This window comes from Paenibacillus sp. J31R109 (assembly GCF_059692055.1).
Genome location: NZ_JCAUAR010000006.1, coordinates 269,037 through 293,677 on the forward strand (window position 1 = coordinate 269,037; position 24,641 = coordinate 293,677).

27 protein-coding genes, 1 pseudogene and 1 riboswitch are annotated in these 24,641 nt (G+C 45.2%); of the genes and pseudogenes, 16 read left to right on the forward strand and 12 right to left on the reverse strand.

Annotation, left to right across the window (positions count from 1 at the left end):
• Positions 1 to 17: 17 nt before the first annotated feature.
• Positions 18 to 1,196 carry an MFS transporter gene (locus tag AC58QT_RS18045; protein WP_497283148.1) on the forward strand — a complete coding sequence of 393 codons (1,179 nt, stop codon included), beginning with the start codon at positions 18 to 20 and terminating at the stop codon, positions 1,194 to 1,196.
• Positions 1,197 to 1,351: 155 nt separating this feature from the next.
• Entirely contained in the window at positions 1,352 to 1,999 is a 648-nt protein-coding gene (locus AC58QT_RS18050) for a nitroreductase family protein (protein ID WP_497410228.1), read from the forward strand.
• 49 nt (positions 2,000 to 2,048) lie between these two features.
• Here AC58QT_RS18050 and AC58QT_RS18055 read toward each other — a convergent pair whose 3' ends face one another.
• Positions 2,049 to 4,274 carry an MMPL family transporter gene (locus AC58QT_RS18055; protein ID WP_497410229.1) on the reverse strand — a complete coding sequence of 742 codons (2,226 nt, stop codon included), beginning with the start codon at positions 4,272 to 4,274 and terminating at the stop codon, positions 2,049 to 2,051.
• 127 nt (positions 4,275 to 4,401) lie between these two features.
• Between AC58QT_RS18055 and AC58QT_RS18060 the strand changes: the two genes are divergently transcribed.
• Positions 4,402 to 5,022, forward strand: coding sequence for a TetR/AcrR family transcriptional regulator (locus tag AC58QT_RS18060; RefSeq protein WP_497410230.1), 621 nt, complete (start codon positions 4,402 to 4,404; stop codon positions 5,020 to 5,022).
• Between the two features lie 105 nt (positions 5,023 to 5,127).
• On the opposite strand, the gene AC58QT_RS18065 is transcribed toward AC58QT_RS18060, so the two are convergent.
• Both AC58QT_RS18065 and AC58QT_RS18070 read right to left on the reverse strand, forming a co-directional pair.
• Positions 5,128 to 5,325, reverse strand: a complete 198-nt coding sequence (locus AC58QT_RS18065; protein WP_028556542.1) for a cold shock domain-containing protein — start codon at positions 5,323 to 5,325, stop codon at positions 5,128 to 5,130.
• A 127-nt stretch (positions 5,326 to 5,452) separates the two neighbouring features.
• Complete coding sequence (locus AC58QT_RS18070) at positions 5,453 to 6,169, reverse strand: class I SAM-dependent methyltransferase (protein ID WP_497410231.1); 717 nt, start codon at positions 6,167 to 6,169, stop codon at positions 5,453 to 5,455.
• A gap of 189 nt (positions 6,170 to 6,358) precedes the next feature.
• Between AC58QT_RS18070 and AC58QT_RS18075 the strand changes: the two genes are divergently transcribed.
• From AC58QT_RS18075 to AC58QT_RS18095, 5 genes and pseudogenes are all read left to right on the forward strand, one after another.
• A complete protein-coding gene (locus AC58QT_RS18075; RefSeq protein WP_310225134.1) occupies positions 6,359 to 6,604 on the forward strand; it encodes a hypothetical protein in 246 nt (81 codons plus the stop codon).
• Positions 6,605 to 6,868: 264 nt separating this feature from the next.
• Positions 6,869 to 7,510 (forward strand): annotated as a pseudogene (locus AC58QT_RS18080) (TerC family protein); the annotation flags it as partial.
• Positions 7,511 to 7,790: 280 nt separating this feature from the next.
• A complete protein-coding gene (locus AC58QT_RS18085) occupies positions 7,791 to 7,973 on the forward strand; it encodes a hypothetical protein (RefSeq protein ID WP_497283157.1) in 183 nt (60 codons plus the stop codon).
• Positions 7,974 to 8,250: 277 nt separating this feature from the next.
• Entirely contained in the window at positions 8,251 to 10,041 is a 1,791-nt protein-coding gene (gene pepF / locus AC58QT_RS18090; protein ID WP_310222429.1) for an oligoendopeptidase F, read from the forward strand.
• 112 nt (positions 10,042 to 10,153) lie between these two features.
• Positions 10,154 to 10,459: a LapA family protein gene (locus tag AC58QT_RS18095; RefSeq protein ID WP_497410232.1), complete on the forward strand. Its 306-nt coding sequence runs from the start codon at positions 10,154 to 10,156 to the stop codon at positions 10,457 to 10,459.
• On the opposite strand, the gene AC58QT_RS18100 is transcribed toward AC58QT_RS18095, so the two are convergent.
• Positions 10,433 to 11,251 (reverse strand): DUF92 domain-containing protein, encoded by an 819-nt coding sequence (locus tag AC58QT_RS18100; protein ID WP_497410233.1) that lies wholly within the window; start codon positions 11,249 to 11,251, stop codon positions 10,433 to 10,435. The two genes, AC58QT_RS18095 and AC58QT_RS18100, sit on opposite strands and share 27 nt — an antisense overlap.
• A gap of 198 nt (positions 11,252 to 11,449) precedes the next feature.
• Between AC58QT_RS18100 and AC58QT_RS18105 the strand changes: the two genes are divergently transcribed.
• Positions 11,450 to 12,637: an HD domain-containing phosphohydrolase gene (locus tag AC58QT_RS18105; RefSeq protein WP_497410234.1), complete on the forward strand. Its 1,188-nt coding sequence runs from the start codon at positions 11,450 to 11,452 to the stop codon at positions 12,635 to 12,637.
• Between the two features lie 57 nt (positions 12,638 to 12,694).
• Here AC58QT_RS18105 and AC58QT_RS18110 read toward each other — a convergent pair whose 3' ends face one another.
• Positions 12,695 to 13,321, reverse strand: coding sequence for a fumarylacetoacetate hydrolase family protein (locus AC58QT_RS18110; RefSeq protein WP_497410235.1), 627 nt, complete (start codon positions 13,319 to 13,321; stop codon positions 12,695 to 12,697).
• A 16-nt stretch (positions 13,322 to 13,337) separates the two neighbouring features.
• Positions 13,338 to 14,618: a CapA family protein gene (locus AC58QT_RS18115; protein ID WP_497410236.1), complete on the reverse strand. Its 1,281-nt coding sequence runs from the start codon at positions 14,616 to 14,618 to the stop codon at positions 13,338 to 13,340.
• Between the two features lie 107 nt (positions 14,619 to 14,725).
• On the opposite strand from AC58QT_RS18115, the gene AC58QT_RS18120 reads away from it, so the two are divergent.
• Both AC58QT_RS18120 and AC58QT_RS18125 read left to right on the forward strand, forming a co-directional pair.
• Entirely contained in the window at positions 14,726 to 15,607 is an 882-nt protein-coding gene (locus tag AC58QT_RS18120) for a metallophosphoesterase family protein (RefSeq protein ID WP_497410237.1), read from the forward strand.
• A gap of 173 nt (positions 15,608 to 15,780) precedes the next feature.
• Positions 15,781 to 15,987, forward strand: a complete 207-nt coding sequence (locus AC58QT_RS18125; protein WP_497410238.1) for a hypothetical protein — start codon at positions 15,781 to 15,783, stop codon at positions 15,985 to 15,987.
• Between the two features lie 59 nt (positions 15,988 to 16,046).
• On the opposite strand, the gene AC58QT_RS18130 is transcribed toward AC58QT_RS18125, so the two are convergent.
• A complete protein-coding gene (locus AC58QT_RS18130; protein ID WP_497410239.1) occupies positions 16,047 to 16,682 on the reverse strand; it encodes an O-methyltransferase in 636 nt (211 codons plus the stop codon).
• Between the two features lie 136 nt (positions 16,683 to 16,818).
• On the opposite strand from AC58QT_RS18130, the gene AC58QT_RS18135 reads away from it, so the two are divergent.
• The gene (locus AC58QT_RS18135; RefSeq protein WP_497410240.1) at positions 16,819 to 17,967 is read left to right on the forward strand and encodes a THUMP domain-containing class I SAM-dependent RNA methyltransferase; all 1,149 of its coding nucleotides are present in this window, start codon (positions 16,819 to 16,821) and stop codon (positions 17,965 to 17,967) included.
• A gap of 147 nt (positions 17,968 to 18,114) precedes the next feature.
• On the opposite strand, the gene AC58QT_RS18140 is transcribed toward AC58QT_RS18135, so the two are convergent.
• From AC58QT_RS18140 to AC58QT_RS18150, 3 genes are all read right to left on the reverse strand, one after another.
• Positions 18,115 to 19,029, reverse strand: coding sequence for an exopolyphosphatase (locus AC58QT_RS18140; protein ID WP_497410241.1), 915 nt, complete (start codon positions 19,027 to 19,029; stop codon positions 18,115 to 18,117).
• Between the two features lie 148 nt (positions 19,030 to 19,177).
• Complete coding sequence (locus tag AC58QT_RS18145) at positions 19,178 to 19,483, reverse strand: hypothetical protein (RefSeq protein ID WP_310222408.1); 306 nt, start codon at positions 19,481 to 19,483, stop codon at positions 19,178 to 19,180.
• A gap of 119 nt (positions 19,484 to 19,602) precedes the next feature.
• Positions 19,603 to 19,696: riboswitch (cyclic di-GMP riboswitch) on the reverse strand.
• Between the two features lie 115 nt (positions 19,697 to 19,811).
• A complete protein-coding gene (locus AC58QT_RS18150; RefSeq protein ID WP_497410242.1) occupies positions 19,812 to 21,035 on the reverse strand; it encodes an MDR family MFS transporter in 1,224 nt (407 codons plus the stop codon).
• A 192-nt stretch (positions 21,036 to 21,227) separates the two neighbouring features.
• Between AC58QT_RS18150 and AC58QT_RS18155 the strand changes: the two genes are divergently transcribed.
• Positions 21,228 to 22,118 carry a TIGR01777 family oxidoreductase gene (locus tag AC58QT_RS18155; RefSeq protein ID WP_497410243.1) on the forward strand — a complete coding sequence of 297 codons (891 nt, stop codon included), beginning with the start codon at positions 21,228 to 21,230 and terminating at the stop codon, positions 22,116 to 22,118.
• A gap of 70 nt (positions 22,119 to 22,188) precedes the next feature.
• Positions 22,189 to 22,683: a glutathione peroxidase gene (locus tag AC58QT_RS18160; protein WP_310222401.1), complete on the forward strand. Its 495-nt coding sequence runs from the start codon at positions 22,189 to 22,191 to the stop codon at positions 22,681 to 22,683.
• 61 nt (positions 22,684 to 22,744) lie between these two features.
• Here the strand turns inward: AC58QT_RS18160 and AC58QT_RS18165 are convergent, their stop codons facing one another.
• Positions 22,745 to 22,966, reverse strand: coding sequence for a DUF1450 domain-containing protein (locus AC58QT_RS18165; protein ID WP_310222399.1), 222 nt, complete (start codon positions 22,964 to 22,966; stop codon positions 22,745 to 22,747).
• Entirely contained in the window at positions 22,966 to 23,268 is a 303-nt protein-coding gene (locus AC58QT_RS18170; RefSeq protein ID WP_310222397.1) for an iron-sulfur cluster assembly accessory protein, read from the reverse strand. Before AC58QT_RS18170 ends, AC58QT_RS18165 begins: the two co-directional genes overlap by 1 nt.
• Positions 23,269 to 23,482: 214 nt before the next feature.
• On the opposite strand from AC58QT_RS18170, the gene AC58QT_RS18175 reads away from it, so the two are divergent.
• Together AC58QT_RS18175 and map are read left to right on the forward strand one after the other, a co-directional pair.
• Positions 23,483 to 23,842, forward strand: coding sequence for a winged helix-turn-helix transcriptional regulator (locus AC58QT_RS18175; protein WP_310222395.1), 360 nt, complete (start codon positions 23,483 to 23,485; stop codon positions 23,840 to 23,842).
• 36 nt (positions 23,843 to 23,878) lie between these two features.
• Positions 23,879 to 24,625, forward strand: coding sequence for a type I methionyl aminopeptidase (map, locus tag AC58QT_RS18180; RefSeq protein ID WP_310222393.1), 747 nt, complete (start codon positions 23,879 to 23,881; stop codon positions 24,623 to 24,625).
• Positions 24,626 to 24,641 lie beyond the last annotated feature (16 nt).

A 24,641-nucleotide genomic window follows, 5' to 3' on the forward strand; every position in this document is an offset into this window, starting at 1 on the left:
AAATGGTGATGATTACCTTGTCCAATTCTAATGCGATTGATCGAAATGACCGATTGCTTAAAATGTTTACACTCGCTTTTTTTATGACGATGGGGATTGTTGTTACCTTTTTCCCCTTGTATTTCGATTATAAAGGGTATTCGAAAATCCAAATCGGCTTACTTTATGCCATTGGTCCGCTGATCGGTATTGCAACCAACTTGCTCTGGGGCTTCTTAAGTGATCGCTTTCAAACCGTAAAAAAAATCATGATCATTCTGATTCTCGGTCAACTGCTAACAGCCATCTTCGTGTTTACGGCAGGGTGGTTCTCCCTGCTTTATGTTTGTTTAGCCGCATTTTTCTTCTTCCAGCAACCGGTTAACTCCTTGAATGATAGTCAAGTCATGCTGCACATTCGCTCTAGCGGGAAAAGCTATGCCTCTTTCCGTGCGTATGGCTCCATTGGGTTCGCGCTTTCTGCGGGAGGCTTCGGTCTATTATTGAAAGCATATGGAACTGGACTAACACCTGTCCTACTTTTTATAACGATCAGCATGACATTACTCATTCTTCTTTTGCTAAAAGATACACGCCAAGGCGGCAAAAAGATGGCCTTCGGCGGCATGGTGAACATCATCCGATCCAAGAAGTTCATCTGGTTTCTTGTACTCGTTATCATCATGTCGGTCTCACATCGCTTTAACGATGGCTTCTTAGCCCTCTATATGCGTCAACTAGGCGCTTCTGACTCGCTGATCGGGTATGCCTGGATGACATCGGCGCTAAGTGAAATTCCCGTGTTCTTCTATTTGAGCAAGCACGGTCACCGCTTTAAGGAATTGCCCTTACTTGCTTTTGCAGGCGTGATCTATGCCTTCCGCTTCATCATGATGAGCATTATCCAAGATCCAACTTGGGTCATTGGCATCCAGCTTCTCCACAGCTTAACTTTCGGTGTCTTCTTATTTACAGCGAATCGTTATTTGAGCCAAATTATTCCAGATGAATATCGTTCCTCTGGGCAGGCCATTTTCGCGGTTGCCTGGTCAAGTATCGCTGGTTTAATAAGTGGTACTGCAGGTGGTTGGATCTACAATGCAACAAGTGGCAGTACCGTTTATATCCTAGCCGCTTGTCTATCAACGGCATCCGCGATTGGTTTTCTATGCACTCACCTTTTTCAGAAGAATGAAGATGCACTTCCTAGTCGATGATACAAGAGTGTGTCATTGGCTGGTTGCTTTGACAATTTAACGCTCGCAGCAGTTGTACTCCAAGCCCATCTCCCCTATAATACGGATATAGTCTTAGTACCAAGTAATAACATCACATCGATAATATGAGCAGCAAAGGTAGGTACACATTTATTATGAAGTATGAAGATTTCAAAACCATCGTGTTAGAAAGACGCAGCATTCGTAACTTTACAGAGCAAGAAGTCGCACTTGAAGATATTCGTGAAATCATCGACTGCGCACGGTACGCTCCTAGTGATACGAATTCACAAACTTGGAAATTTATCGCCATTCGAAATACAGAAAAGATCAAACATATCGAGCAATTAACTTGGGATCAACTCCACTTGCGCGCCGCGGCTGCTGAGGAGAAAGGGCTGTCTCGCGAAGCACGCATGCTCGTAAGATCTTTCGGACCTTACGCGACGGCTTTCTCCGATGCACCTGTTCTTATCATTTGCTTGGCTACACCGTATGAATCCAAGTTCCGTGATCGCATCTTCGATCCGATTCAATTAGTCGATGATCATGTATGGGCGGAAGAAGGCATTAAGAGCTCTTGCCTTGCCTCCCAGAACTTGATGCTTGCCGCTCATGCGAGAGGTTTAGCAACGTGTCCAATGACGGGGCCAGTGTTGCTTGCACAAGATCAAATCCGCGCATATCTGGACATTCCAGCCGAATATCAGATTAACATGGTTATTTCCCTTGGTTATCCGAAGGACAAACCAGGTAAAATGGCCCGTAAAGAAGTAGACGATATTCTTCAAATTATCGACTAACAAGTAGGAGCTGACCGCAGAATGCGGACAGCTCCTTTTTTACAACCATTTAGTTATCCGAAGCTGGTGCTTGTGCCTTTCTCTTCACTTTGCTAGGCCAGAAAACAGCATCTCCTAACAGCATTGTAATCGAAGGAACAAGGAATGGTCTTACGATGAACGTATCCAAAATGACCCCGACAGCACAGATCACACCAAACTGCACAAGTACTTGAATTGGCAATGAAGCTAGTACAGCAAATGTCCCTGCTAGAATCAAACCTGCTGATGTGATCACACTACTTGTTGAGCTTACCCCTAATCGAATCGCATCCTTTAGTTTTAAACGGTTGCGCTCCTGCCAAATACTCGAAATCATGAAGATGTTATAGTCCTCTCCTAGCGCAACAAGGAACACGAAGGCATATAGCGGAATTAAGCCTTGAATCGCAGCCGTATCCATGAAATAGTGCAAAATAAGCCAGCCTGCGCCTAACGCTGAGTAATAAGAAAGCAGGACGGTTGCAATCAAGTAGACGGTTGCGACAATCGAACGTAAATACACAAGTAACAGTATCGCAATTACGGTAATAACGACCGGGATAACAATCTTGGTATCGCGTTCCACAACAGTCTTCGTGTCATATTGTGTAGCGGTTTCACCACCTACCCAGACTTGCGGTGAAGCTACACCAGCTTCTACAAGCTTTTGCTCCGCCATGTTCCGAATCTCAGGAATCCGATTAATAACTTCTAAATCATAGGGATCCTGCTTAAAAATCAACTCATACGCTTTATAATTAGCGTCCTTCTTACTATCCTCTGGTTTACTCACGGATTCAACATACGAGAGCTTGGCAAGTGCTCCTTGAACATCCGCGTTCTTGCCTTCTGTATTCACCACCACTTTTACTGGAGCCAATGAGCCTGGTGAAACATGATCAGCTAATAGTGAAAAGCCTTCTCGAGACGCCATTGTGGAAGGGAACGATTCCAGAATGTTGTATGTGAACTTAATCTGCGGGGCAAAAGCAGCAAGCGCGATAAGAATGATTAAGGAGATAGCCAGCACGCTTTTCGGCTTTTCAGTTACAACACGCCCTAGTGCAGCGTTTAATGCACCGACAGGCTTTTGTTCTTTCATGCGCTTCCCTTTGCGCGCTTCTTTCTCTGCACGCATCTCGGCCGTCAGCGGAATGAACGGGAAGAAGGACACACGACCAATAATAGCAAGTAATGCTGGAACTAAAGTCAGACTAGCCAGTGCCATGATGAAGATCGCGACACTGAACGGAATTGCGAACCGATGATTGGAGCCATAATGAGCGAATAACAAGCCCAACAAGGACACAATAACTGTAAGTCCACTCATCCCGATCGCACCTGTTGAGCCCCCAAACGAAACACGAAGTGCGCTATACTTGTCTTTCTCCTCCAAAAGCGCTTGTCGGTACCGAGCAACGAAAAAGAGGCAATAATCCGTTCCTGCACCAAACAACAGCACTGTCATAATGGAGATCGACTGCGCGTCGATGGTGATCCATCCTTCTTGTGCCATGAATCCAAGAATAGGAGAAATGACACCGTAGGCAAATCCTACGCCAATCAGTGGAATAATAGCTAGAATTGGTGAGCGATACAAGAGAATAAGCAGAACGAGTACAAGCAGCACCGTTGCTAACAGCAGCGTAAAGTCTGCTCCTTTGAATAGCGCCGTCGCATCCGTTTGAATGCCGACAGGACCTGTAATTCGGGCATGCAGACCTTCTTCGTCTATGTTAGCTTCAAAAGGGTCACTGCCTAATTGACTTACCGTTATCTCTTCCAGCTTCTTCATGCCTTCCTGGAGGACTTCTGTTTCCGTTCCCTCATTAAACGAAATCGGCAGCACGAGTATTTTGCCATCCTTGGATACCATGCTTTTTAGTGCAGGAGCAGGCATCTGATGCAAGGGAGGCAATCCCTTCTGAGCAGCTAACGGTGAATCCGTGAGCTGTTTCGTAACCTTTTGAACAGCAGCCAAATCTTGATCCGTTAATCCCGAATCACGATACCAAACAACGAGAGCAGGAACGCCTTCATTACTTGGAAACTGCTCTTTCATAAGGGCTGCTGCTTCAAGCGACCAAGAATCTGTTGGCAATTGCCTAGCAGCATTATTTTCTTGTGAATTGACATTAGGCAGTAAGACAGATAATAGGCCTGTAAGTAAAATCCAAACGGCAAGTGTCACCCATTTGCTTCGGCGACCTGCAACCATTCCACCAATTTTACTGAAGAAAGGATTTTCGTGCATAACGTTGCTTCTCTCCTATACATAGAAAATAGTGTTATAATAAATATTAGTACAGGATTAATTATATATACTAGATAGTTAATTAATCAAGCGTTATTTAGAATCGTCTCAGGAGTGACACAAACTTATGGAAAAAAAGTCAAAACCTCTTGGCAGACCCCGTGTCTCACAGGGAGAATTGCCTCTTAATCAGAAAATCTTAATGACCGCTATCCCTTTATTCTTATCTCGCGGCTTCGAATCTGTGTCTATGGATGATATTGCCAAAGAGTGCCAGGTCACGAAAGCATCGGTTTATTACTATTTCCCCTCCAAATCCGACTTGCTTACAGCCTCTATGATTCAGCTCATGGACAATGTCAGACGTGTCACGCTTAAACGTTTAAGCGAACCTACTCCGCTTCGTGAAAGACTTCTCAGCATTACAGAGGGGCATCTAAAAGCGGTCGATTTCGACTTGCATTCGTTCATGCGCAAGATGGAAGCCACACTTTCCGAGGAGCAAATGAAAGCTATGCGCAAGTCCGAGCAAGGTATATTGGATGCGCTCGAAACCGAATTCCAGAACTCGATTGACTCTGGCGAAATTGGTCCCGTAGATCCCCGCGTGATCGCACGCGCCTACACTTCGCTCCTCATGATGGGTCATGCGCGTGATGGGAACGGGGATCATATGTTCCCAGATGAAGGTAAAGCCGCCACTCAAATTATCGACATACTCTGGCATGGCTTATACCCGCCCCAGTGACCAATTGAAAACGAAGCAAACAAAAAAGACAGCCTCGAGTGTTCTCGAGAACTGTCTTTATTGCTTGTGCTATGACACTATTTATAAGTAGGGAGTCCCAGAATCTTATAATTTGGTGACGTTAGCTGCTTGAGGACCACGGTTACCTTGAGTAATATCAAACTCAACGGATTGGCCTTCTTCTAATGTTTTGAATCCTTCGCCCTGAATTGCGGAGAAGTGAACGAATACATCGTCGCCTCCATCAACAGAAATAAAACCGTACCCTTTTTCTGCGTTGAACCATTTCACTGTACCCTTCAAATGAACAACCTCCTAAAAATATCGCCATCTATGACGAATAAGGAAATTATACCATTTGAGTGGTGAAAAATCAACGGAAATTCCGAGGTGGATAAGCTGAAATTTGTTGATGTACCAAGGTTTTCCACTATGCAGAGGGCTCTTTTTTTATGCTTAAATATTGCTGAGAATTTGGTAAAAAAGGTAGACTAGCTTCTCTCTTTTGAACGGTAAATCCAGCTAACTCGAACTCGAGGATTAAATCGTGAAGGCGAGAATATTCCTCTGTTCGGAAATTCATCAACGGGTATATCCTAACCTCGCCACCTGGCTTGCAAACACGAAGCAGCTCACGAACAGCCCCAGTATGAAACGAATAATCAAACTGCTCTTCATATAGAAAAAGAAAGTGACTGCACATAACGAGATCAAAGCTCTCCGCTTCGAATGGTAATGATGGTAAAGCAGCTTTATGATATCTGGCTGATCCTTCTGCGCTGGAGAAATCCTCTACAAAACGCTGAAGCGCTTGAATACGTCCTGCCCGATGCTGCTCGACAGACCCGTAAAACGTCCAGTCGTACACATCCGTTAGTTTAGACAACTTGGCTGTACTACGCTCAATTTCTTGCCTGCCATGCTCAGCAATTGCGTCTGGCGACTTCTCGTATAATGGATCAACTGCTTCTGCCTCGATCCCAAGCTGCCTTGCTTCTGCTGTAAACGAAGAGGCGCCTCCAGAGACATCCAACACTCTTTTGCCAATCAGTTCCGTTGTCTGCAACATAAACATTTTCTCATATTCCACGTACGATCTCGAGGTCATAGCAACCCCAATTTGCTCATAAACTTGCTTCTGTTCCATGCTCATCTCTCCTTGGCTCGGCTCATAACCCCTTCCCTATGGAAAGGATTAGGAGAATTCTAACATGGGAGATGCCCGTGCGCAATAACAAAATAACGAAAAAAACGAGCCTCTTGTTTGGAAATAGTCGCATTTTATGATACGATTGTTTTCATCTATAAGCTTATTACAGAAACGAGGAAAATAGCCATGTCGCATCAACCCTTCAAAAGACATACGATTTATAAAAAAGATAAATGGAACATGCTCAATGTCGAGGTGCAAGGCACCAAAATCGTCTTAACCGAGATTTCCGACCAATGGGGCGAAGAGTGCCACACTTTTATTGGACGACCTGCTATGCTGCACTGGGCTAGCGAACGCTTTGCCAAAGATAAATTCGACGGTACCGAAGAAGAATGGCAAGCCATTATGGACGCTTTTAAAAACGTATAAAAAAAAATGATTCTATTTTGAAACGCATCGCATATATTAACGTATAATCTCATAGTAACACTCCAAAGGGGAGTAGCTGATACAGTAAAGTCGTCAATTCGGATCCTCATCAGATCCCGGCTTTATTGGCAACGACAACGTTGTTAGCAAGACCTTTGCCATGTTCATTGGTGAAGGTCTTTTTTGATGAATTAGAGCCTTCACCGGTCAAGCGGTGCTAGGCTCTTTTTGCTTCAAAATAACCTTGAAGGAGTGTGTTCGCGTATGGATTGGTTGTCAACGGGCTTTTTCGTCTCACTGCTCAGTATTATCTTGATTGACTTGGTTTTGGCAGGTGATAACGCGATTGTGATTGGGATGGCTGCACGTAATTTGAAAAAGGAAACACAAAAGAAAGTCATTCTCTGGGGCACGGTTGGCGCGATTGTGATTCGAGCTTTGGCCACGCTTGTTGTCGTTACGTTGCTCAAAATCCCTGGGTTGCTGTTAGTCGGCGGTATCTTGCTTCTCTGGATTTCGTATAAGCTACTTAGCGAAAAGAAAAGTCATGAAGATATGAAAGTGAAAGACACCATGTGGGCTGCTATTCGAACGATCATTATCGCTGATGCGGTCATGGGATTAGATAATGTCATCGCAGTCGCTGGTGCTGCACATGGTAACTTCTTGCTCGTCATTATTGGTCTACTTGTCAGTGTGCCTATCGTGGTCTGGGGAAGCACTTTATTCATTAAATGGATTGAAAAGTACCCGTCGATCATTTATATCGGAGCTGGCGTACTTGCACTTACCGCAGGAAAGATGATTACAGGCGAAAAATTCCTAGCCCCTTTCTTCGAATCCAACCCGTTAGGAAAATGGTTATTCATTGGTTTACTCGTCATCCTCGTGCTGGGCGCAGGCAAATGGGCGAAAATGATTGGCTACCAAGTAAGTGTCGGGGATAGCGGACAACTCACTCTTCCAAAAGAACTTAGCGAAGAAGCGCAAATCTCCCCTGAGGACCGCTACACTGTCAAAATGGATTCTCGTGGCAAGTTCATTCTTGTTAAAGAGGAAGACGATGAAGAGTCGAACCGTGATACGATGCAGCATGCCGGATGAAAAAGGAGTTTGACCCTGCATAGCGAAAATTAGTATGATACGAAACAAGTATCATACTCTACAGCAAAAAGGATGATTTTCGATGACTGATTCTGGATCTATTCTCACATTTGTAATTGTATCCTTTTGCCTGGCGATCATTTTAATTATGAAAAAAGACAGCCTTCCGGCACAGATGAAACGTTACCTTGCTTTACTAGCGATTGTTATGGTTTCCATATCCTTCGTTCTGATCGTACTTAGCTTCTTCCGAGCTGGAACTTGAAAATACTTCCATACTTGCTCGTCCATCATGGACGGCAGCGTCGTTTGTTTTGTATAATAATAATTGATTAAGCAAACGGTCATACTAGGTGAAAACCATGAAATGGGATTTCAGTTCGTGCATCCCTCATGGGAATATGCCGGGAGCGATGACCGCAATGCGCCTTCTTTATGTAACGGCTGTCATGGGAATTCTGCTTAGCTCAGTCCCATTAGCTGATTTACACGCAAAGGATACCAGCTTACCCCAATCTCAAAACAAGGACAGGAGGGCTCCGATGACTCAATTATTGGATCGCAAGCAAGTACCAGCCGAGCACCGTTGGCAGTTGGAGGATTTATTTGCCGATCAGAAGGCTTGGGATCAAGAATTTCAAGAAGTGAAGGGCTCGCTTAGCAAAATCAGCGCCTTCCAAGGGAAAATCAACGACGCCGCAGCTGTGAAGCAAATCTTCCAGTTAGAAGATGAGCTCTCAGTTAAGATGGAAAGATTATATGTTTATTCCAACATGAAGCATCATGAAGATACAGCTGAACCTGTTTATCAGGCCTTATCCGAAAAAGCTAAAAAACTTAGTGTTGAATTTGGTGAAGCTTCTTCCTTTATTTCTCCTGAAATTCTCAGCCTTTCGGACGAAAAGCTTCAGCAGCTTGTGAATGATCCTTCCTTATCTTTTTATAAAGATACGCTTGAAGAAATGATTCGTCAGAAGCCTCATACGTTGAGCAAAGAACAAGAAGCACTTCTTGCTCAAGCAGGTAATATGGCTGGCGCACCTAGTACGATCTTCGGCATGCTGAACAATGCTGATTTGAAGTTCCCGAAAGTGAAGAATGAAAAAGGTGAAGAAGTCGAGCTTACGCATGGCAGCTATATTCAATTCCTAGAAAGCCGTGATCCTGAAGTTCGAAAAAATGCGTTCAAAGCGGTCTATGACACCTATCGCAATAATCGGAATACCATTGGTGCGACGCTAAGCGCGAACATTAACAAGAACATTTTCTATGCCAAAGCGCGTCATTACCCTTCTGTTCTTGAATCCACACTATTTGGCGATAATATCAAAAAAGAAGTGTACACGAACTTAATTTCCACCATTCATGAGTCCTTGCCTCAGTTGCAGCGGTATCTCAAACTCCGTAAAAAGCTGCTCAAGGTCGATGAGTTACATATGTATGACCTGTTTGCACCGCTCGTTGAAGAATTCAAGATGGACATTACTTATCAGCAAGCTAAAGAAGAAATCAAGAAAAGCTTGGCTCCGCTAGGTGAAAATTACTTGAAAATTCTACAAGACGGCTTCGACAACCACTGGATCGATGTGTATGAGAACAAAAATAAACGCAACGGCGCTTACAGCTGGGGCGCTTACGGCACACATCCTTACGTATTGTTGAACCATAAAGACAATTTGAATAGCATGTTTACGTTGACACATGAGATGGGTCATGCGATTCATTCCTATTTGTCCGATGAGAATCAAGAGTATCGGTATGCGCAATACACCATTTTCTTAGCAGAAGTTGCTTCCACGCTGAATGAAGCTCTACTCATGGATTACCTGTTGAAGCGTGTAACAGATCCTAAGGAAAAAATGTATTTGCTTACGTACTATGCGGACCAATTCCGTACAACGGTATTCCGTCAAACGATGTTCGCTGAATTCGAAATGATCACGCATGAGAAGGCCGAAGAAGGCGAGTCTTTAACACCACAAGAGTTCAGTGAAATCTACTATGGATTGAATAAGCTCTACCATGGCAATGACATGGTTGTGGATCAAGATATCGAGATGGAATGGGCTCGGATTCCTCACTTCTATAACAGTTTCTATGTTTATAAATATGCGACAGGCTTCTCTGCTGCTACTTCCTTTGCGAAGCAGATTTTGGATGAAGGCCAGCCAGCGGTTGACCGCTACCTCGGCTTCCTCAAAAGCGGCGGCAGCGACTACTCGTTGAACATCCTTAAGAAGGCCGGTGTGGATATGTCTACGCCTGAGCCGATCAAACAAGCGATGAGCGTATTCAGCTCCCTGTTAGATCAGATGGAAGAGCTTACGAAGTAACTGCATGCACGATACAAGCCACTCTCCTCGTTGAGAGTCGGATTGCAAGACCAAAAAGGTTGAAAGCCTCTGCTTTCAACCTTTTTCTTAAAATCGAGAGGATGATGGATACTTGAAAATACAATGGATTCTCATCAGTGCTTTATTATTTGCTCTACTTACTGCGGTTTTTGCTGTTGTCAATGTGGATCCCGTACAAGTGAACTTCCTATTCACAACGACGTCCACGCCTCTGATTCTTGTCATTTTAACTTCAACCTTATTAGGTGGTTTGATTGTTGGTCTCTTCGGCATGGTTCGTCAATATAAGCTCCAGCGTAAAGTGAAACAAGTAGAGAAACAACTTCACGAAGCGCTAAATCCGACACCTGAAGCACCAACTGATGCTAAGCTAGAGCAAAGTGAACACCATGTATAAAACGAGGCATATTCCTCCTCCAATGAAAGATGAGCTTGCATTAACTGCATCATTGCTCATTCCTTGGAGACCACGTATTTGTCTTGCTTTCTGATTACAATGCTCCTGCTTCTCAATCGTTTTACCACAGACCTCACAATGAAACATCACCTGCAGCGTAGCCCCAAGCCAAGAATCAACGAGAGAACCTCCTAATCCTGCAAGTGATCCCAGCAAGATTAGGAGCACCATCGAACTACTCACCGCTTGCGGCTCCCCGAGTTGGTTTAGAAGCCCTCCGATGAGGCCGATAAAAGCCCCGCCAAGAATCGACGCAAGTAGTCCAAGGCCAGTAATGCCTCCTGAGGTCCCTGCTGTCACCCGTTTTCCCGTTACAATAGAGCGTGGAATCGACTTGCTCATCCCTCCGATTTCCGTCGCCCATGTATCCGCGGTAACGGTTGCCATAACGCCAATAAATAACAGCCACCAGAGTGGACTCGGCCAGATGGCATTTCCAATACATAGCAACAACCCTAAGCCACCATTCGCAGCAACTTGCCCTGCATCACGTCTACCACCTTTGGCATAGCCGCTTTCAGCTGCTGCCTTACGCTGATGCTTAAGCTTCGATAACAAGCTAGATGAGATAAAAAATGCGATAAGTGTACCAAACCACGCAAGACTCCCCAACGCATACATCGTCGTTCCTAGCAGCACTGCTGCAATTAATCCGGATAGAGATAAGGAACGTTTCCAATAGGCTGCCCCAGCTATGATCAGACTACCTGCGATTCCATAGATGACTGGCATGTGTAGAATTCTCTCCTTCACATTCAAATTCTTATTAGCTGTACCTGATAATCCATATTGTATCATAGTTCACCCAACTCTCTTTACTGTGGTAATTCGTATGATAAATTCGACAATTTTCATGATTTTCTGCAGATTCTTAACCAATAACAGCCAAATCTATGATACTATGAGAGGGAAAAGCGTAAGGAGGCTGACATGGAGCAAGATCAATCCACTACCAATTCCCGATTTAAAAGAGACCTGGCGCCCGAGGAAATGCTGCGTGTCATTTTCGACTATGCTGCCAAAATTGCGAATGAACGTATACTTGATCATGTACTCATGCTAATGGCGGATATGGGTCGTGAGATGATTGTCTCCGATCGTTGTACCGTCTGGCTGTTAGATACACAGAATAATGAGCTTTGGTCCAAAGTTGCTCATGGTCTTGATGAAATTCGAATCCCAAGCACTGCTGGTCTAGTCGGTTATGCCGTAACGAATGATCAAGCAGTCTTCATCCATGATGCTTATACCAATGAGGAATATAAATCTTATTTGCAAAATGGTGCCATCTATACTGATCAGCAAACAGGTTATCGAACGAAGGCCCTCATGGTGATCCCCTTCCGAAATAGCAACGGTGAGATTATGGGTGCTTATCAAGCGATTAATAAACTGACTGTCAGTGAACAATTCTCCGACAAGGATATGGAGTATTTAACGTTGGCCTCTTCCTATGCAGGCAAATCCTTGGAATCTGCGCTGCTTACGATGGAAATTGAAGAGACGCAGAAAGAAATTATTTTCCGAATGGGGGAAATTGGTGAAAGTCGTTCCAAAGAGACAGGCAATCACGTAAAGCGTGTTGCCGAGTATTCTTATTTGCTAGCCTTAGAGCTAGGCATGAGTCAGGAAGAAGCGGAACTACTCAAAATTGCATCCCCCATGCACGATATTGGCAAAGTAGCGATTCCCGATGCCATTTTGAATAAGCCTGGTAAGTTGACTGAAGAAGAGTTCAAGCTTATGCAGAACCATACGCTCATTGGTTACAACCTACTTCGAAATTCAACCCGTCATATTCTCAAAACGGCAGCTATCGTTGCTTATGAGCATCATGAGAAATGGAATGGTCGCGGATACCCACGTGGCATACAAGGGACTGACATTCATATTAATGGACGTATAACGGCCATAGCCGATGTTTTCGATGCACTCGGCAGTGATCGTGTGTACAAAAAAGCCTGGGAGCTCGATCGCATCCTTCAGCTGTTCCAAGAAGAACGTGGCGAGCATTTTGATCCCGATGTGGTTGATGCCTTTTTCAAGCAGTTACCGGCCATACTCCGCGTAAGAGAGCAATACTCGGATACAGCCTTAGCCAATTCGATAGAATCCTAATACATAGAAAAAGGGCAGTCTCACGGGTCGATATGACCTTGAGACTGCCCTTTTAGATTACATACGAATACTAGAAGCTCCGAATTGTTCTTCTCCCCAGAGAAGCTCTAAACGGTCGCCATCCTTGACAGGACCTACGCCTTCAGGAGTCCCTGTGAAAATGATGTCCCCTGGACCCAATCCATAGTGCTTCGCAACATAATCGATAATCGTTTGAAGATCGAAAATCATATGCGAGATGTTGCCATCCTGAACTACCTGCTCATTCTGAAGGAGCTGGAAGTTCGACTTCGTCAACTCAGAAGCCCCTGGGAATGGACGGAAATCGGTAACGGGCGCCGACTTTAGAAACCCTTTGGCAGGCAGCCATGGTTGGCCCTTTTTCTTAATCACATTCTGGACATCACGAAGTGTAAAATCAATGCCAAGCGCATATTGATCTACGATCTCATCAACTTTTATCCCTTCCGTGTAAGGTTTGGCAATATGTACAACCAGTTCAGCCTCATAATGAATCTCACCTTGAGTATTAGGAAGTGTCAGCTCGCTGCCATCCATATGTACTAAGGCATGTGTGGGCTTCGTGAAAATCATCGGTTGATCAGGAACATCATTTCCAAGTTCTGCCGCATGTGCGCGGTAGTTACGTCCAACGCAATATATGTTTCGGACCGTTATTGTCATGGTAGTTGAACTCCTCTTATTTCTTAATCACATTTCCTTGGGCATCTACCCCAGCCCCTATAGAAATCTTGCTTAGTCGTTGAAATAGCTTTTCCCCATCTTCCGTATTCATCGGAGTTGGCAATGCTGATTTGGTCAAAATAGGTACCAGATGAATATTGCAAGACTTATCCTTCGAGCAGGCAGCTTCCAAGATGACCGTTTCCCATGTTTTCGGCGTGTCATTTGTCGTAAAAATGAAGTTCCCTAAGCTATACGCAATCCATTTGCCCTTATATTGCTCAAATCCTTGCAGGACGTGCGGATGTCCGCCAATGATAAGATCTGCCCCTGCATCAATGTAACGATGCGCGAGTTCTTTTTGGTTTTTGTCCGGATTGTCATCGCGTTCAACACCCCAGTGTGCCACAACAACGACCAGATCAGCGGATGCTTTCGCTTTTTCGATCGCTTCAACTGGCACCTTATAGCTATACGTTTCGGCAACACCCGGATGTCCAGGAGCAGCTTTCCATGAAGCTTCAGGCACGACGCGGCTGAAACCAAAAACAGCAATCTTCATGCCATCCTTTTCCACAATCACGGGTTGATAAGCTTCTGTGTTATCCTTACCCGCACCTACGCGTTTGATGCCCTGTTGATCCAGAGCCTTCAACGTATCTAGCAAACCTTCTGTGCCATAATCCATCACATGGTTATTCGCTAAATTAACAATATCCACACCTGCTTGTTTAAGCGGAGGCAACGCCTCGGGTGAAGAGCGATACACGTATTCCTTGCTTTGAACACTGCCTCTAGTCGTTATCGGTGATTCCAAATTTGCAATCGTAAAATCAGCTTTGGTCAAGTAGTCTTTCACATTCGTATACGGATAGTCAAAACCTTTTTGCTTCAAAATATCTTCCACTTTGGAGGCCATGATCACATCACCCACAAACGTTAACTTCACTTGTGAGCCTGTTCCTACTGGTTGTACAGCGGGTGCGTTCGTACTAGTAGGTGTTGAAGATGGGGTAACGACAGCAGAAGCTTTGGGACTAGCTGTAGCCGTCGAACTGCCACTCGACGTGGAGGACGATGGTTTGGGAGAAATAACCGCCATCGGTGTTGAAACCGTTCCGTCTTCTTCCCCATTATGATAAGTGGAGGTCCAATAGGAAGCCCCGATTCCAACCGCGAAACAAGCAATCGCTGCAACTGTGAAGCCACCCAAAACTTTAAGCGAAGGCTTTTTGCTTGGGTTTGAATCTTTTTTCGATTTACCGTGACGTTCTTGTCTGGATTCCAATGAAAACATTCCCCTTTCCCCCTACAAATTATAACAGATGTCGACATCGTTGGGTAATAGGGCGGCTCACATTTTCAGATCGTCTGCCGTGTGTTATAACAGAAGCATGACTATTCATGGTTTTAGGAAGAAAGGGAACGAATGACATGGAGAGAATCGCTGTTATTTCAGATATTCATGGCAACCTGCCTGCTCTTGAAGCCGTACTTAATGATATTGCGCGCAGAGGCATCACACGTATTTTTTGCTTAGGCGACCTCGTGGGCAAAGGTCCCAGCTCTGCCGAAGTCGTGGATCTCATTCAGCAAACTTGTGAAGCCGTCGTGCAAGGCAACTGGGATCTAGGCATTACACTTCCGCAGGAACTGCCGGCTGGCTTGTGGCAACAGCTGTCACTAGGCGATGAGCGACTCGCCTATTTGAAGGGGCTGCCCTATGCGATTCATGTGAACCTTAGCGGGAAGCACATACGATTGTTCCACGCATCCGCGCAAAGCGTCTTTCATCGTTTGAAGCGCGAAGCTACTAAGAACGAGCGATTGGCGATGTTTGAAAATACAGCGATGACCGGCTCTCTCGATGGAGGCATAACGCCGGATATTGTCGGTTATGGGGATATCCATATCCCCTATATGTTGACGTTGAGCAATCCCTCGGAGAAGAGGGAGAGTGATGGCGTAAGTGTGGAGGAGCGGATTTGTCTGCTGGGTGAAGGCGATTCTGTGGTATCTGCAAGTGCTAATGCTGGGGAACCTAGTGGGTTGCTGCTGTTCAACGTAGGTAGTGTAGGCGTTCCCTATGACGGCATACCTCAAGCGTGCTACTGCATAATTGAGGGGGATAATGACCCCACGGTTCACGCAGGTTTTGCGCTCCAGTTCGTACGTGTTCCTTATGATATCAAACGAGCTGTACAGATGGCTTATGAGGTTCAGATGCCGGACAGCCAACGATATGAGTTGGAGATTACGACGGGGTTGGTTCATTTAAATGGTTAAGCATCCTTGCGTCCTCACTTATCTCCCCACCACCAAAATTAGATGGAGCTTTTCCATTTATTCGACATGATATGCGAATCCAGAGAGATTTTACCTTTGGATGAAAACTTATGGAAATTAATTCCACCACATGCTAATATAGGGGTATGATGGAAAGTGAGGCATGGTAATGAATGCAACTTAACTGGCGTAGAATCATCCTTGTTATCGTTTGTGCGGAGTGTTTGTTCATTTACTGGAACAGCCTTAGTACAATGAGCTTTAAGAAACAACAAACGACCCAACTCGGCCCTACTAATCAGCCGAAGGCACCATTAACACACATTCCAAACAACCCAAGAATCGATTCCGATTTACATACGAAGGAAAAGGCCTCCTAACAACCCAAAAAAAGCGACAGACTGCCGTGGCAGCCTATCGCTTTTTTTTGTCATCTAAGCTATTTCACCCGTGCTAAGGCTAAACCGTCATACGCTGGAAGAATTGTGCTTTCGAGCCTTTCATCTGTTGCAATCCGTTGATTAAACGTTCGCATTGCTTGAACTGATGCTTTCGTTTGCTTCTCATCAACAACTTTACCGCGCATAAGTGTGTTATCTCCTGCAATAATGGCACCAGGATTCGCCAACTTGATCGCGAGCTCCAAATAGTTCGGATAATTCACTTTATCTGCATCAATAAAGAAGAAATCAAAACGTTCCCCCTGCTCCAGCAGTTCGTTCAAGTGAGTGAGGGCTTCGCCAATTCGGTACTCTACGAATTCACCGAGTCCTGCGTCTGTCACGTTGCGCTTCGCCACATCGGCGAAATCCTGTTTGAGCTCGAGTGAAATGAGCTTACCGCCCTTTTTTAACCCACGTGCCAAACAGATTCCGCTGTATCCGCCTAATGCCCCTATTTCTAACACTCGCTTCGCACCGATCATCGTTACCATCATCGTTAATAATCTGCCATATCCTGGCGCGATTGAGATCTCAGGCATATTGTGAGCAACAATGACTTCTTTCACCTTGGTTAGAACGGCATCTTCCTCGTATAAACCTTCCATATAGCTTTCAGCTGTGATGTTTTCCATGTATTTGTCCTCCTAAATTCGCATCATTCGACTCATCTTTCCAATACCCGTTTGTAAGTGTAACCTATTTGTCCTATACTTGTTAATTGTATGAGTTTTCTGAGCGTTGTACAACCCGGATGGAAGGACTATACCTATGCCACAAAAAATTGAACTAATCGCCACTTGCCCGATGGGACTTGAGGCCATCGTCGCCCGCGAAATCCGAGATCTCGGCTATGAGGAATTGACCGTCGAGAATGGACGCGTCCGTTTCTTTGGTGACGAATTAGCCATCTGCCGCACCAACCTTTGGCTGCGTACCGCAGATCGCGTCCTTGTACTTATGGGACAATTCAAAGCAACTACCTTCGATGAGCTATTCGAAGGCACCAAAGCTCTTGCTTGGCCAGATTGGATTCCGAACGATGCCGAGTTCCCTGTTGAGGGTCGTTCCCATAAGTCACAGCTGTCCAGCGTTCCTGCTTGCCAAGGAATCGCCAAGAAAGCTGTCGTCGAGAAAATGAAGCTTAAATACGGCACGGAGTGGTTCCCTGAGAACGGGGCACGCTACGTGATCGAAGTCGCGCTTTTGAACGATATCGCGACACTCACGATTGACACGACCGGACCTAGCTTGCACAAGCGCGGCTATCGCAAGCTCGTAACCGAAGCGCCGCTCAAGGAAACCATGGCGGCAGCTATGATCTTGCTGAGCCGCTGGAGCGTAGAGCGGCCGCTCTACGACCCGTTCTGCGGGTCGGGTACGATTCCGATCGAGGCCGCGATGATCGGCTGGAACATTGCGCCAGGCCTGCGGCGCAGCTTCCCTAGTGAAGCTTGGGGGAACATTCCCCGCAAGCTGTGGGACAAAGCCCGCGACGAAGCCTTCGACGCGGTGAAAGACAACGTGCCGCTGCACATCGTCGGCAGCGATATGGATCCTGCTGCCATCGAAGTGGCAGAGGCGGCCGCCAAGGCAGCTGGACTGACGAAGCAGTTCCAGCTGAAGGTTGAGCCTATCGCCAAAGCGCGCCCGCGTGGCGATTATGGCTGCTTGATCACCAATCCGCCGTACGGCGAGCGGCTTGGTGAAGCACCGGATGTCGAGCTGGCGCTGCGTGAGCTCGGTGCATTAACGCGACCGATGCCGTCGTGGAGCTTGTTTATCCTAAGCCCAAGTACACAACTTGAGCATTATATGAACCGCCGCGCCGATAAGAAGCGCAAGCTGTTCAACGGACGGATCGAATGTAATTTGTTCCAATATCTTGGCCCCTTTCCTCCACGTAGATCGGATAGATAGCACGCCATAATGAAAAAGAGGCAGCTAAGACTTAGCATATAAGTCTTAGCTGTCTCTTTTTTGCGTTGAGAGCAGCGCTGAATGCTCCCTATAAAGAAGAAAAGCCGCATGCTGGGCTGCACCCATCCTGCGGCTTGTTCACTTATTCTACCCTGCTGCTTGCATGGTTTCAACAATTTTATGTAAGACCTCATTTGCTTCCGCATAGGCCACTTGGCAAGTTCCTGCAGCGTGATGTCCGCCGCCGCCATTGTGAAGCATCAACTCACCAATATTCGTTTGGGCTGTGCGATTCACAATACTGTGACCACAAGCGAATACGCAGTTTTGTTTGTTTCGGCCATCTACAATCCAAATGGATGTGTTTTGCTCGGGATAGAGCGCATAAACCATAAAACGATTGCCTGGATAGATTGTCTCAACATCACGAAGGTCCGTAATGATCACGTTACCTTCTACCCGTGTGTAAGTCTGCAGCATGTCCCTATACAAAGCATCCAACTCATGGTAACGTGCTACACGTTCCTGAACATCTGGCAGCTCCATAATCTCGCTAATGGTTTTCGTTGCACAATGCGCAACTAAGTCCTCCATCAACTGATAATTACTGATTCGATAATCCCGATAACGGCCAAGCCCTGTACGAGCATCCATGATAAAAGAAAGTAAATCCCAACCGCTCGGGTTCAAAATATCCTCTTTACTGAACTGTGCAGAGTCTGCTTTGTCCACACCTTGCATAATATCGTCGATATCTCCGAAGGTTTCTTTACCACCATAATAATCATAGACCACCCGCGCAGCGCTTGGCGCAATCCGAGTTTCCCCTTTAAACGTTACCGATTCACCCAAGCGTGTCAGCTCACTTGTATGATGATCAAACCATAATCCGCAGCCTGGGACATACGGCACATTGGCCAAAATATCGTGCTCATTCACTTCAATAAGACCGTCCTGCATATCTTTGGGATGGACGAACTTCATTTCATCCACCATGTTTAATTGTTTGAAGAGCATCGCGCATACTAAACCATCGAAATCGGAACGTGTGATCAATCTCATGCCATGCATCCCCTTTTGAGATAGTTCTTAAGAACTACGAATTATGATGATCATATTATATCAGCTAGTGTCGATATGTGACAATGAGAAAATCACTCGCCGCTTCATTGAGCTGCTTTCTTTTTTCAATAAAAAAAGAACGATTCACCTAGATAGGTTGAACCGCTCTCAATTTGGAGGACATGCATTGAAATAGTCTAGTTAAAAAACCTTCGATTTGAGCCATTGGGGGTATTTTCACGGACAGCTTAACTTCGCCTTTCCAGTAGAAAATGAGAATGCTATTGTTTCTTCCATGAAACATTTCGACATCCCAACAGGCTTCGTTCAATGCGTATTCTTCTCGGTTAATCATGAGCTTAGGTCCATCCGTGGATGGCACCAAACGTGCAACATGGTTACCGCATAATGATGTTACTTTTTGTTCCTCCTGCAATTGCTCTTCCGATTTCATGCCGCGAGGGCCTCCTTTGTTCAACTTGTTCCATTGGTTTTCATTTGCTTCGCTATGACAGAGAAAAAACCCCACCGTAGTGAACCGACTAGAGGGGTTCTAATGTGAATTCCCAATCGTTCGGCGGCTGGCTGGCTGCTTGTCCTTTTCAGGAGAAGTAAAGCCCCTGTAGCTTTGCGTCGCTGGCTTTCGCCAGCTTTGCCTTTATCGAGATGACGTACTGAAACTGATTAGATGAAGCGATAACACTAGACATCCTATACTCTCAAGGATAAGGGATGACGATTCCAATTCGAATAGTTCGGAGGAACTATTTTTACGAAATCCATCAAAATGTTTGCATTTTCGACGATATTTTTACCGGATTTTGACGTTTTGTGCCTTTCCAATAGAAAATCGACCCCACCAAAGACAAAATTGCGATTGCAAGAAAGAGCGATTGACCTCCATAGGACACCAATAAAAAGCCGCCAATCCATGGCCCCATAAAATGACCGAGGTTCGTTAACGTTTGAGCACCGTAGTAAGTTCCTCGCATATTTTCCGGCGCAAGCTTATCGATTAACATGTTCGCTGCTGGATAATTGAGAATTTCACCAAATGTGAATATAGCCATTGAAATAATGAGCCAAATGAGTGTGTGTGAGAAAGCAAAACCGATATCCCCTAAAGCGAACATTAGATTCCCTACGACAATCGCTGTTAATGGCGAATACTTCTCCGCCCATTTCCCAAGCGGTATCTGCATAACAATAACGACAATGGCATTGGCGCTCATGAGAATGGCAAACATTTTGACACCATCAGCAAAGTCCCTCTGCAGGTACTGCGACAACGTGACCATCACTTGAGAGTAGCCAATTGCCCCAATAATGCCCCCGACAATGTACAGACGGAAGGTCACATCCTTACGAATGACTCCCCATGCAGAACTGAAAGTCACAATCGCTTTCTTCTCGCCTTCAATTTTCTTAATGCCGAACTTGATAAGTAGAGCGTACAATGTGATGCCATAAATTAAATAGATAATACCCGTTAGCAAGAAAGGCAAAGCACCATTCATTGTTGCAAAGAAGGCTCCCAGCAATGGACCTACGGCCACACCGATGTTAATGGCCATGTACCGAAGTGAAAACACCTGCCGCCTCTTAGATAGCTCTGTAAGATCTGCCATTAAGGCTTGCGACACAGGCTCATAGAACGAGCGGCAAAGACCATTTAACATATTAAGCAGCATAAATAGGACTGGTAATTTCACAACGCCGAACCCCAGGAATACGACTCCCCAACCAAAGAGTGCCGCGAGCATGATCACCCGTCGTCCAAAACGGTCAGACAAGGTGCCACCGACAAACCCGCCGAATGTACCAGCTAAAGCGCCCATACCAATGACAATTCCAATGAGCCCTGGGCTCATATCTGAATGCTTGGCCAAATAAATGGCTAGGAAAGGTAAACTCATGGAGGACGCAGCCCGGGCCATGACCGTACCTAAGAGTAACGTATGTACGATAGGATGATAGGATTGCAGAAAATAACGTATACGATTCATAGACGATGACTCCTCTCGCTGACATACGAATTACCCAAGGGTTAATTAATTGACGCCGAATTTCAATTATACACGAAAAGCGCAGATTGTGTCGTAATTTCGCACTGGGAATTTCCACTTTTTCAAAGCATATGCTGACAGATGGTATTTATTGGGTGTACGTTTTATAATGGCGATATGGAGGTGTTAGCGATGAAAATAGCGATTACAGGTGGCAGCGGTTTTATTGGAAAACGCTTAATAACTTACTGGTTAGAACAAGGTCACGAACTTATTAATATATCACGCTCATCATCGAAACAGATTCCTGGTGTCAGAACGATAACCTGGCAGGAGTTAGACAAAAATACGAGTCTGCTTCAAGGACTCGATGCCATTGTCAATTTGGCTGGAGAATCCATCAGTCAACGTTGGACAGCTGCGGCTAAGACTCGTATTGTTCAGTCTCGTTTGGAAGCTGCAGCACATGTAGCTAAGCTAGTCGCCAATATGAACCCAAAGCCTAAGGTCGTAGTGAATGCATCCGGGATGTCTTATTACGGCATTTCGGAGACAGCTACCTTTGACGAGCGAAGTCCTCATCGACGTACAGATTTCTTATCTGATGTCGTCAAGCAATGGGAGGCTGCCGCTGATCTTATTCAAGGAACACGCCTCGTGAAGGTTCGGGTTGGCCTTGTTTTGGATAATAAGGAAGGGGCTTTCCCCAAAATGGCTCTGCCCTACAAGATGGGCGTCGGGGGTACTGTCGGAAGTGGCAGGCAATGGGTATCGTGGATTCACATTGAAGATATGGTTCGACTGATCGATTTCTGTATTCGGAACACATCTATAGAAGGTCCAGTAAATGCTACAACTGCGCAGCCTGTTACCAATAAAGATTTCGGACGCGAGATGGCGAAAGCTATGCGAAGACCGAATCTGTTTCCAGTTCCGGCTTTCTTGATGAGGTTGATTTTCGGTGAACTGTCTGTGCTGCTATTGGAAGGTCAGAAGGTGATTCCGCGGGTTTTGCAGGAGAATGGATTCGAATGGCGTTTTCCAGAGGTAGCTGGTGCGCTAAGAGATCTGGTAAAAAAATAGCTTTTCATTCAAATTAAATTTGTGTACAATTAATTTGCGTGAAATAATAGTGACGGAAGGTTGTGACCTAATGAGCGTACATCAATTTCAAGTGAAGACGATCCGCGGTGAAGAGAAATCCCTCTCCACGTATAAGAATCAAGTCCTGCTCATTGTCAATACAGCAACGAAATGCGGATTTGCTCCTCAATTCAAAGGGCTTCAAGAGCTCCATGATACGTACAAAGACCAAGGATTTAGCGTTCTAGGCTTCCCTTGTAACCAATTCAAGGATCAAGAGCCAGGCGATGATGCGCAGGTTGAGCAGGCCTGTCAGATTAATTTCGGTGTTAATTTCCCCCTTTTCTCCAAAATCGAGGTCAATGGTGCGGGAACTCATCCGTTATACCGTTATCTGAAAAGTAAAGCATCGGGGCTATTCGGCTCGGGGATCAAATGGAATTTCACCAAATTCCTCGTAGATCAGGACGGAAATGTGATCAAACGCTTTTCCCCAACCACGACGCCGCGCAAAATTGAAAAGCAAATTCAGAAGCTCCTTGAGAAGTCCCCCGTTCATGCTTAAGCCTACTTTCAAAAAATAGTAAAAAAGCATCCTGTCCAATTGGACGGATGCTTTTTTACTACTATTTAACGTATTTCTTTGCTTTCTCGATCGCTTCGTCTTCCGTTGCGCCTGTAATGTAGCGGCCATTAATAAATATAAATGCGAACCGCGAACATGGACCGCAATACGACTTGCACGCAACCTTGACTTCTGTATCCGGTGCAATCGCACTTATTTTGGCAAGTGCTGATTTCACCTTCATGTGTTTGCATTTATCACAAATGCGAATATCATTCGGCATTAGTGGTCTCCGTGGTTCCCCTTGCTTGGGTTCGTGATCATGAAGCCTTCTTCTGGTGTGTAGAAGTAGTCAATACGAATACCGTCTAGAAGCGGTTCTGTTTGATCAAGCAAAACATCAATGCCTTTATCCGTGTTTACTACAACATCATTTGCTGTTTTATCATCAAGACCCAAACCATAGTGAGCATGATCACCATGCTTATGCGTCACTTGTACGCGAACCAACAAACCTTTGTTTTCTTCTTTATTAAGCTCCAATTGAAGTACCTTTGCTGCATTACGAGAAATTTTGACTTTCATATGTACACATCTCCTGAAACAATAAATTTTAACTCTATTGTAAAGAATCTAGAGCATGAAATCAACCTTGTCCTATTCTGCCCTTCTATTGCCAAATTACATAAGGAACTTTAAAATACATAGTAGTATGAGTATTCATCCCTTATTACAAAATGTTAACTTACTAACCTTGACGTAAGTAACCTACACGACTTTCATGAAAGGAAGCGATCTCATGTCAACGCTAGAGAATGAAAAAGTCGCCTCAACTAGCAATTATATTCCTAAAATCCCGAAAGAAATCGAATGTTCCGTTGAACGAACACTAGAAGTTATTGGCGGGAAATGGGCATTTCTTGTGCTTCGAGAATTGTTTTGCGGCACGAAGCGTTTCGGAGAGCTGCAGCGTCAAATTACGGGCATCAGTCCCAAATCCCTCACGGATATTTTGCGCCACCTTGAAGAACATGGGGTTCTGGAGCGTATGGCGTTCCCTACGGTTCCTGTTACTGTCGAGTACACGTTGACACCAAAAGGGCAGGATCTGCATCAAATTATTAAAGAGATGAAGCTTTGGTCAGCAAAATGGACATAATGAACAATTAGGGACTACGAAGAGGAGAGGTACTTGATGATTACAATTAAATCAAAAGAACAAATTGAAGCCATGGGAAAAGCAGGCCGCATCCTGGCCGATTGCCATAAAGAAATCGCGAAAATGATTCGACCAGGAATTACTTCTTGGGAAATCGATCAATTCGTTGAAGGCTTTCTAGCGAAACATGGTGCAACTCCTGAGCAAAAAGGCTATCATGGCTATCCGTATGCAACCTGTGCATCCGTAAATGATGTGATTTGTCATGGCTTTCCGAAGAAAGAACCATTAAATGATGGCGACATCGTCACCATAGATATGGTAGTGCGCATCGATGGTTGGTTAGCAGATTCCGCTTGGTCCTACGCGGTTGGCAACATTTCGCCTGTTGCTGAAAAACTGCTGCAAGTTACGAAGGAATCTCTCTACAAAGGGATTGAAAAAGCTGTGGTCGGCAACCGCATCGGGGATGTCTCCCACGCTATTCAAGTCTATGCGGAGTCACAAGGTTTCTCTGTTGTTAGGGATTTCATCGGTCACGGTATTGGTTCCGAGATGCATGAAGAACCTCAAGTGCCTCACTATGGACCTGCTGGCAAAGGGCCGCGCATTAAAGAAGGCATGGTTTTCACCATCGAACCGATGCTAAATGTCGGTAAATTTCATTCCAAAGTAGACCAAGATGGTTGGACAGCTAGAACGTACGACGGCAGCTTATCTGCACAGTACGAGCATACGATTGCGATTACAAGCAATGGACCGATTATTCTAACTGAACAATAATGATCTGGAGGAACAG

Excerpts from the sequence above, each read along its gene's own strand:
- AC58QT_RS18050 (WP_497410228.1), top strand. The coding sequence starts at position 1,352 with ATGAAGTATGAAGATTTCAAAACCATCGTGTTAGAAAGACGCAGCATT.
- AC58QT_RS18055 (WP_497410229.1), bottom strand. The coding sequence starts at position 4,274 with ATGCACGAAAATCCTTTCTTCAGTAAAATTGGTGGAATGGTTGCAGGT.
- AC58QT_RS18060 (WP_497410230.1), top strand. The coding sequence starts at position 4,402 with ATGGAAAAAAAGTCAAAACCTCTTGGCAGACCCCGTGTCTCACAGGGA.
- AC58QT_RS18070 (WP_497410231.1), bottom strand. The coding sequence starts at position 6,169 with ATGGAACAGAAGCAAGTTTATGAGCAAATTGGGGTTGCTATGACCTCG.
- AC58QT_RS18075 (WP_310225134.1), top strand. The coding sequence starts at position 6,359 with ATGTCGCATCAACCCTTCAAAAGACATACGATTTATAAAAAAGATAAA.
- AC58QT_RS18085 (WP_497283157.1), top strand. The coding sequence starts at position 7,791 with ATGACTGATTCTGGATCTATTCTCACATTTGTAATTGTATCCTTTTGC.
- pepF (WP_310222429.1), top strand. The coding sequence starts at position 8,251 with ATGACTCAATTATTGGATCGCAAGCAAGTACCAGCCGAGCACCGTTGG.
- AC58QT_RS18100 (WP_497410233.1), bottom strand. The coding sequence starts at position 11,251 with ATGCCAGTCATCTATGGAATCGCAGGTAGTCTGATCATAGCTGGGGCA.
- AC58QT_RS18105 (WP_497410234.1), top strand. The coding sequence starts at position 11,450 with ATGGAGCAAGATCAATCCACTACCAATTCCCGATTTAAAAGAGACCTG.
- AC58QT_RS18110 (WP_497410235.1), bottom strand. The coding sequence starts at position 13,321 with ATGACAATAACGGTCCGAAACATATATTGCGTTGGACGTAACTACCGC.
- AC58QT_RS18115 (WP_497410236.1), bottom strand. The coding sequence starts at position 14,618 with ATGTTTTCATTGGAATCCAGACAAGAACGTCACGGTAAATCGAAAAAA.
- AC58QT_RS18120 (WP_497410237.1), top strand. The coding sequence starts at position 14,726 with ATGGTTTTAGGAAGAAAGGGAACGAATGACATGGAGAGAATCGCTGTT.
- AC58QT_RS18125 (WP_497410238.1), top strand. The coding sequence starts at position 15,781 with ATGCAACTTAACTGGCGTAGAATCATCCTTGTTATCGTTTGTGCGGAG.
- AC58QT_RS18130 (WP_497410239.1), bottom strand. The coding sequence starts at position 16,682 with ATGGAAAACATCACAGCTGAAAGCTATATGGAAGGTTTATACGAGGAA.
- AC58QT_RS18135 (WP_497410240.1), top strand. The coding sequence starts at position 16,819 with ATGCCACAAAAAATTGAACTAATCGCCACTTGCCCGATGGGACTTGAG.
- AC58QT_RS18140 (WP_497410241.1), bottom strand. The coding sequence starts at position 19,029 with ATGAGATTGATCACACGTTCCGATTTCGATGGTTTAGTATGCGCGATG.
- AC58QT_RS18145 (WP_310222408.1), bottom strand. The coding sequence starts at position 19,483 with ATGAAATCGGAAGAGCAATTGCAGGAGGAACAAAAAGTAACATCATTA.
- AC58QT_RS18150 (WP_497410242.1), bottom strand. The coding sequence starts at position 21,035 with ATGAATCGTATACGTTATTTTCTGCAATCCTATCATCCTATCGTACAT.
- AC58QT_RS18155 (WP_497410243.1), top strand. The coding sequence starts at position 21,228 with ATGAAAATAGCGATTACAGGTGGCAGCGGTTTTATTGGAAAACGCTTA.
- AC58QT_RS18160 (WP_310222401.1), top strand. The coding sequence starts at position 22,189 with ATGAGCGTACATCAATTTCAAGTGAAGACGATCCGCGGTGAAGAGAAA.
- AC58QT_RS18165 (WP_310222399.1), bottom strand. The coding sequence starts at position 22,966 with ATGCCGAATGATATTCGCATTTGTGATAAATGCAAACACATGAAGGTG.
- AC58QT_RS18170 (WP_310222397.1), bottom strand. The coding sequence starts at position 23,268 with ATGAAAGTCAAAATTTCTCGTAATGCAGCAAAGGTACTTCAATTGGAG.
- AC58QT_RS18175 (WP_310222395.1), top strand. The coding sequence starts at position 23,483 with ATGTCAACGCTAGAGAATGAAAAAGTCGCCTCAACTAGCAATTATATT.
- map (WP_310222393.1), top strand. The coding sequence starts at position 23,879 with ATGATTACAATTAAATCAAAAGAACAAATTGAAGCCATGGGAAAAGCA.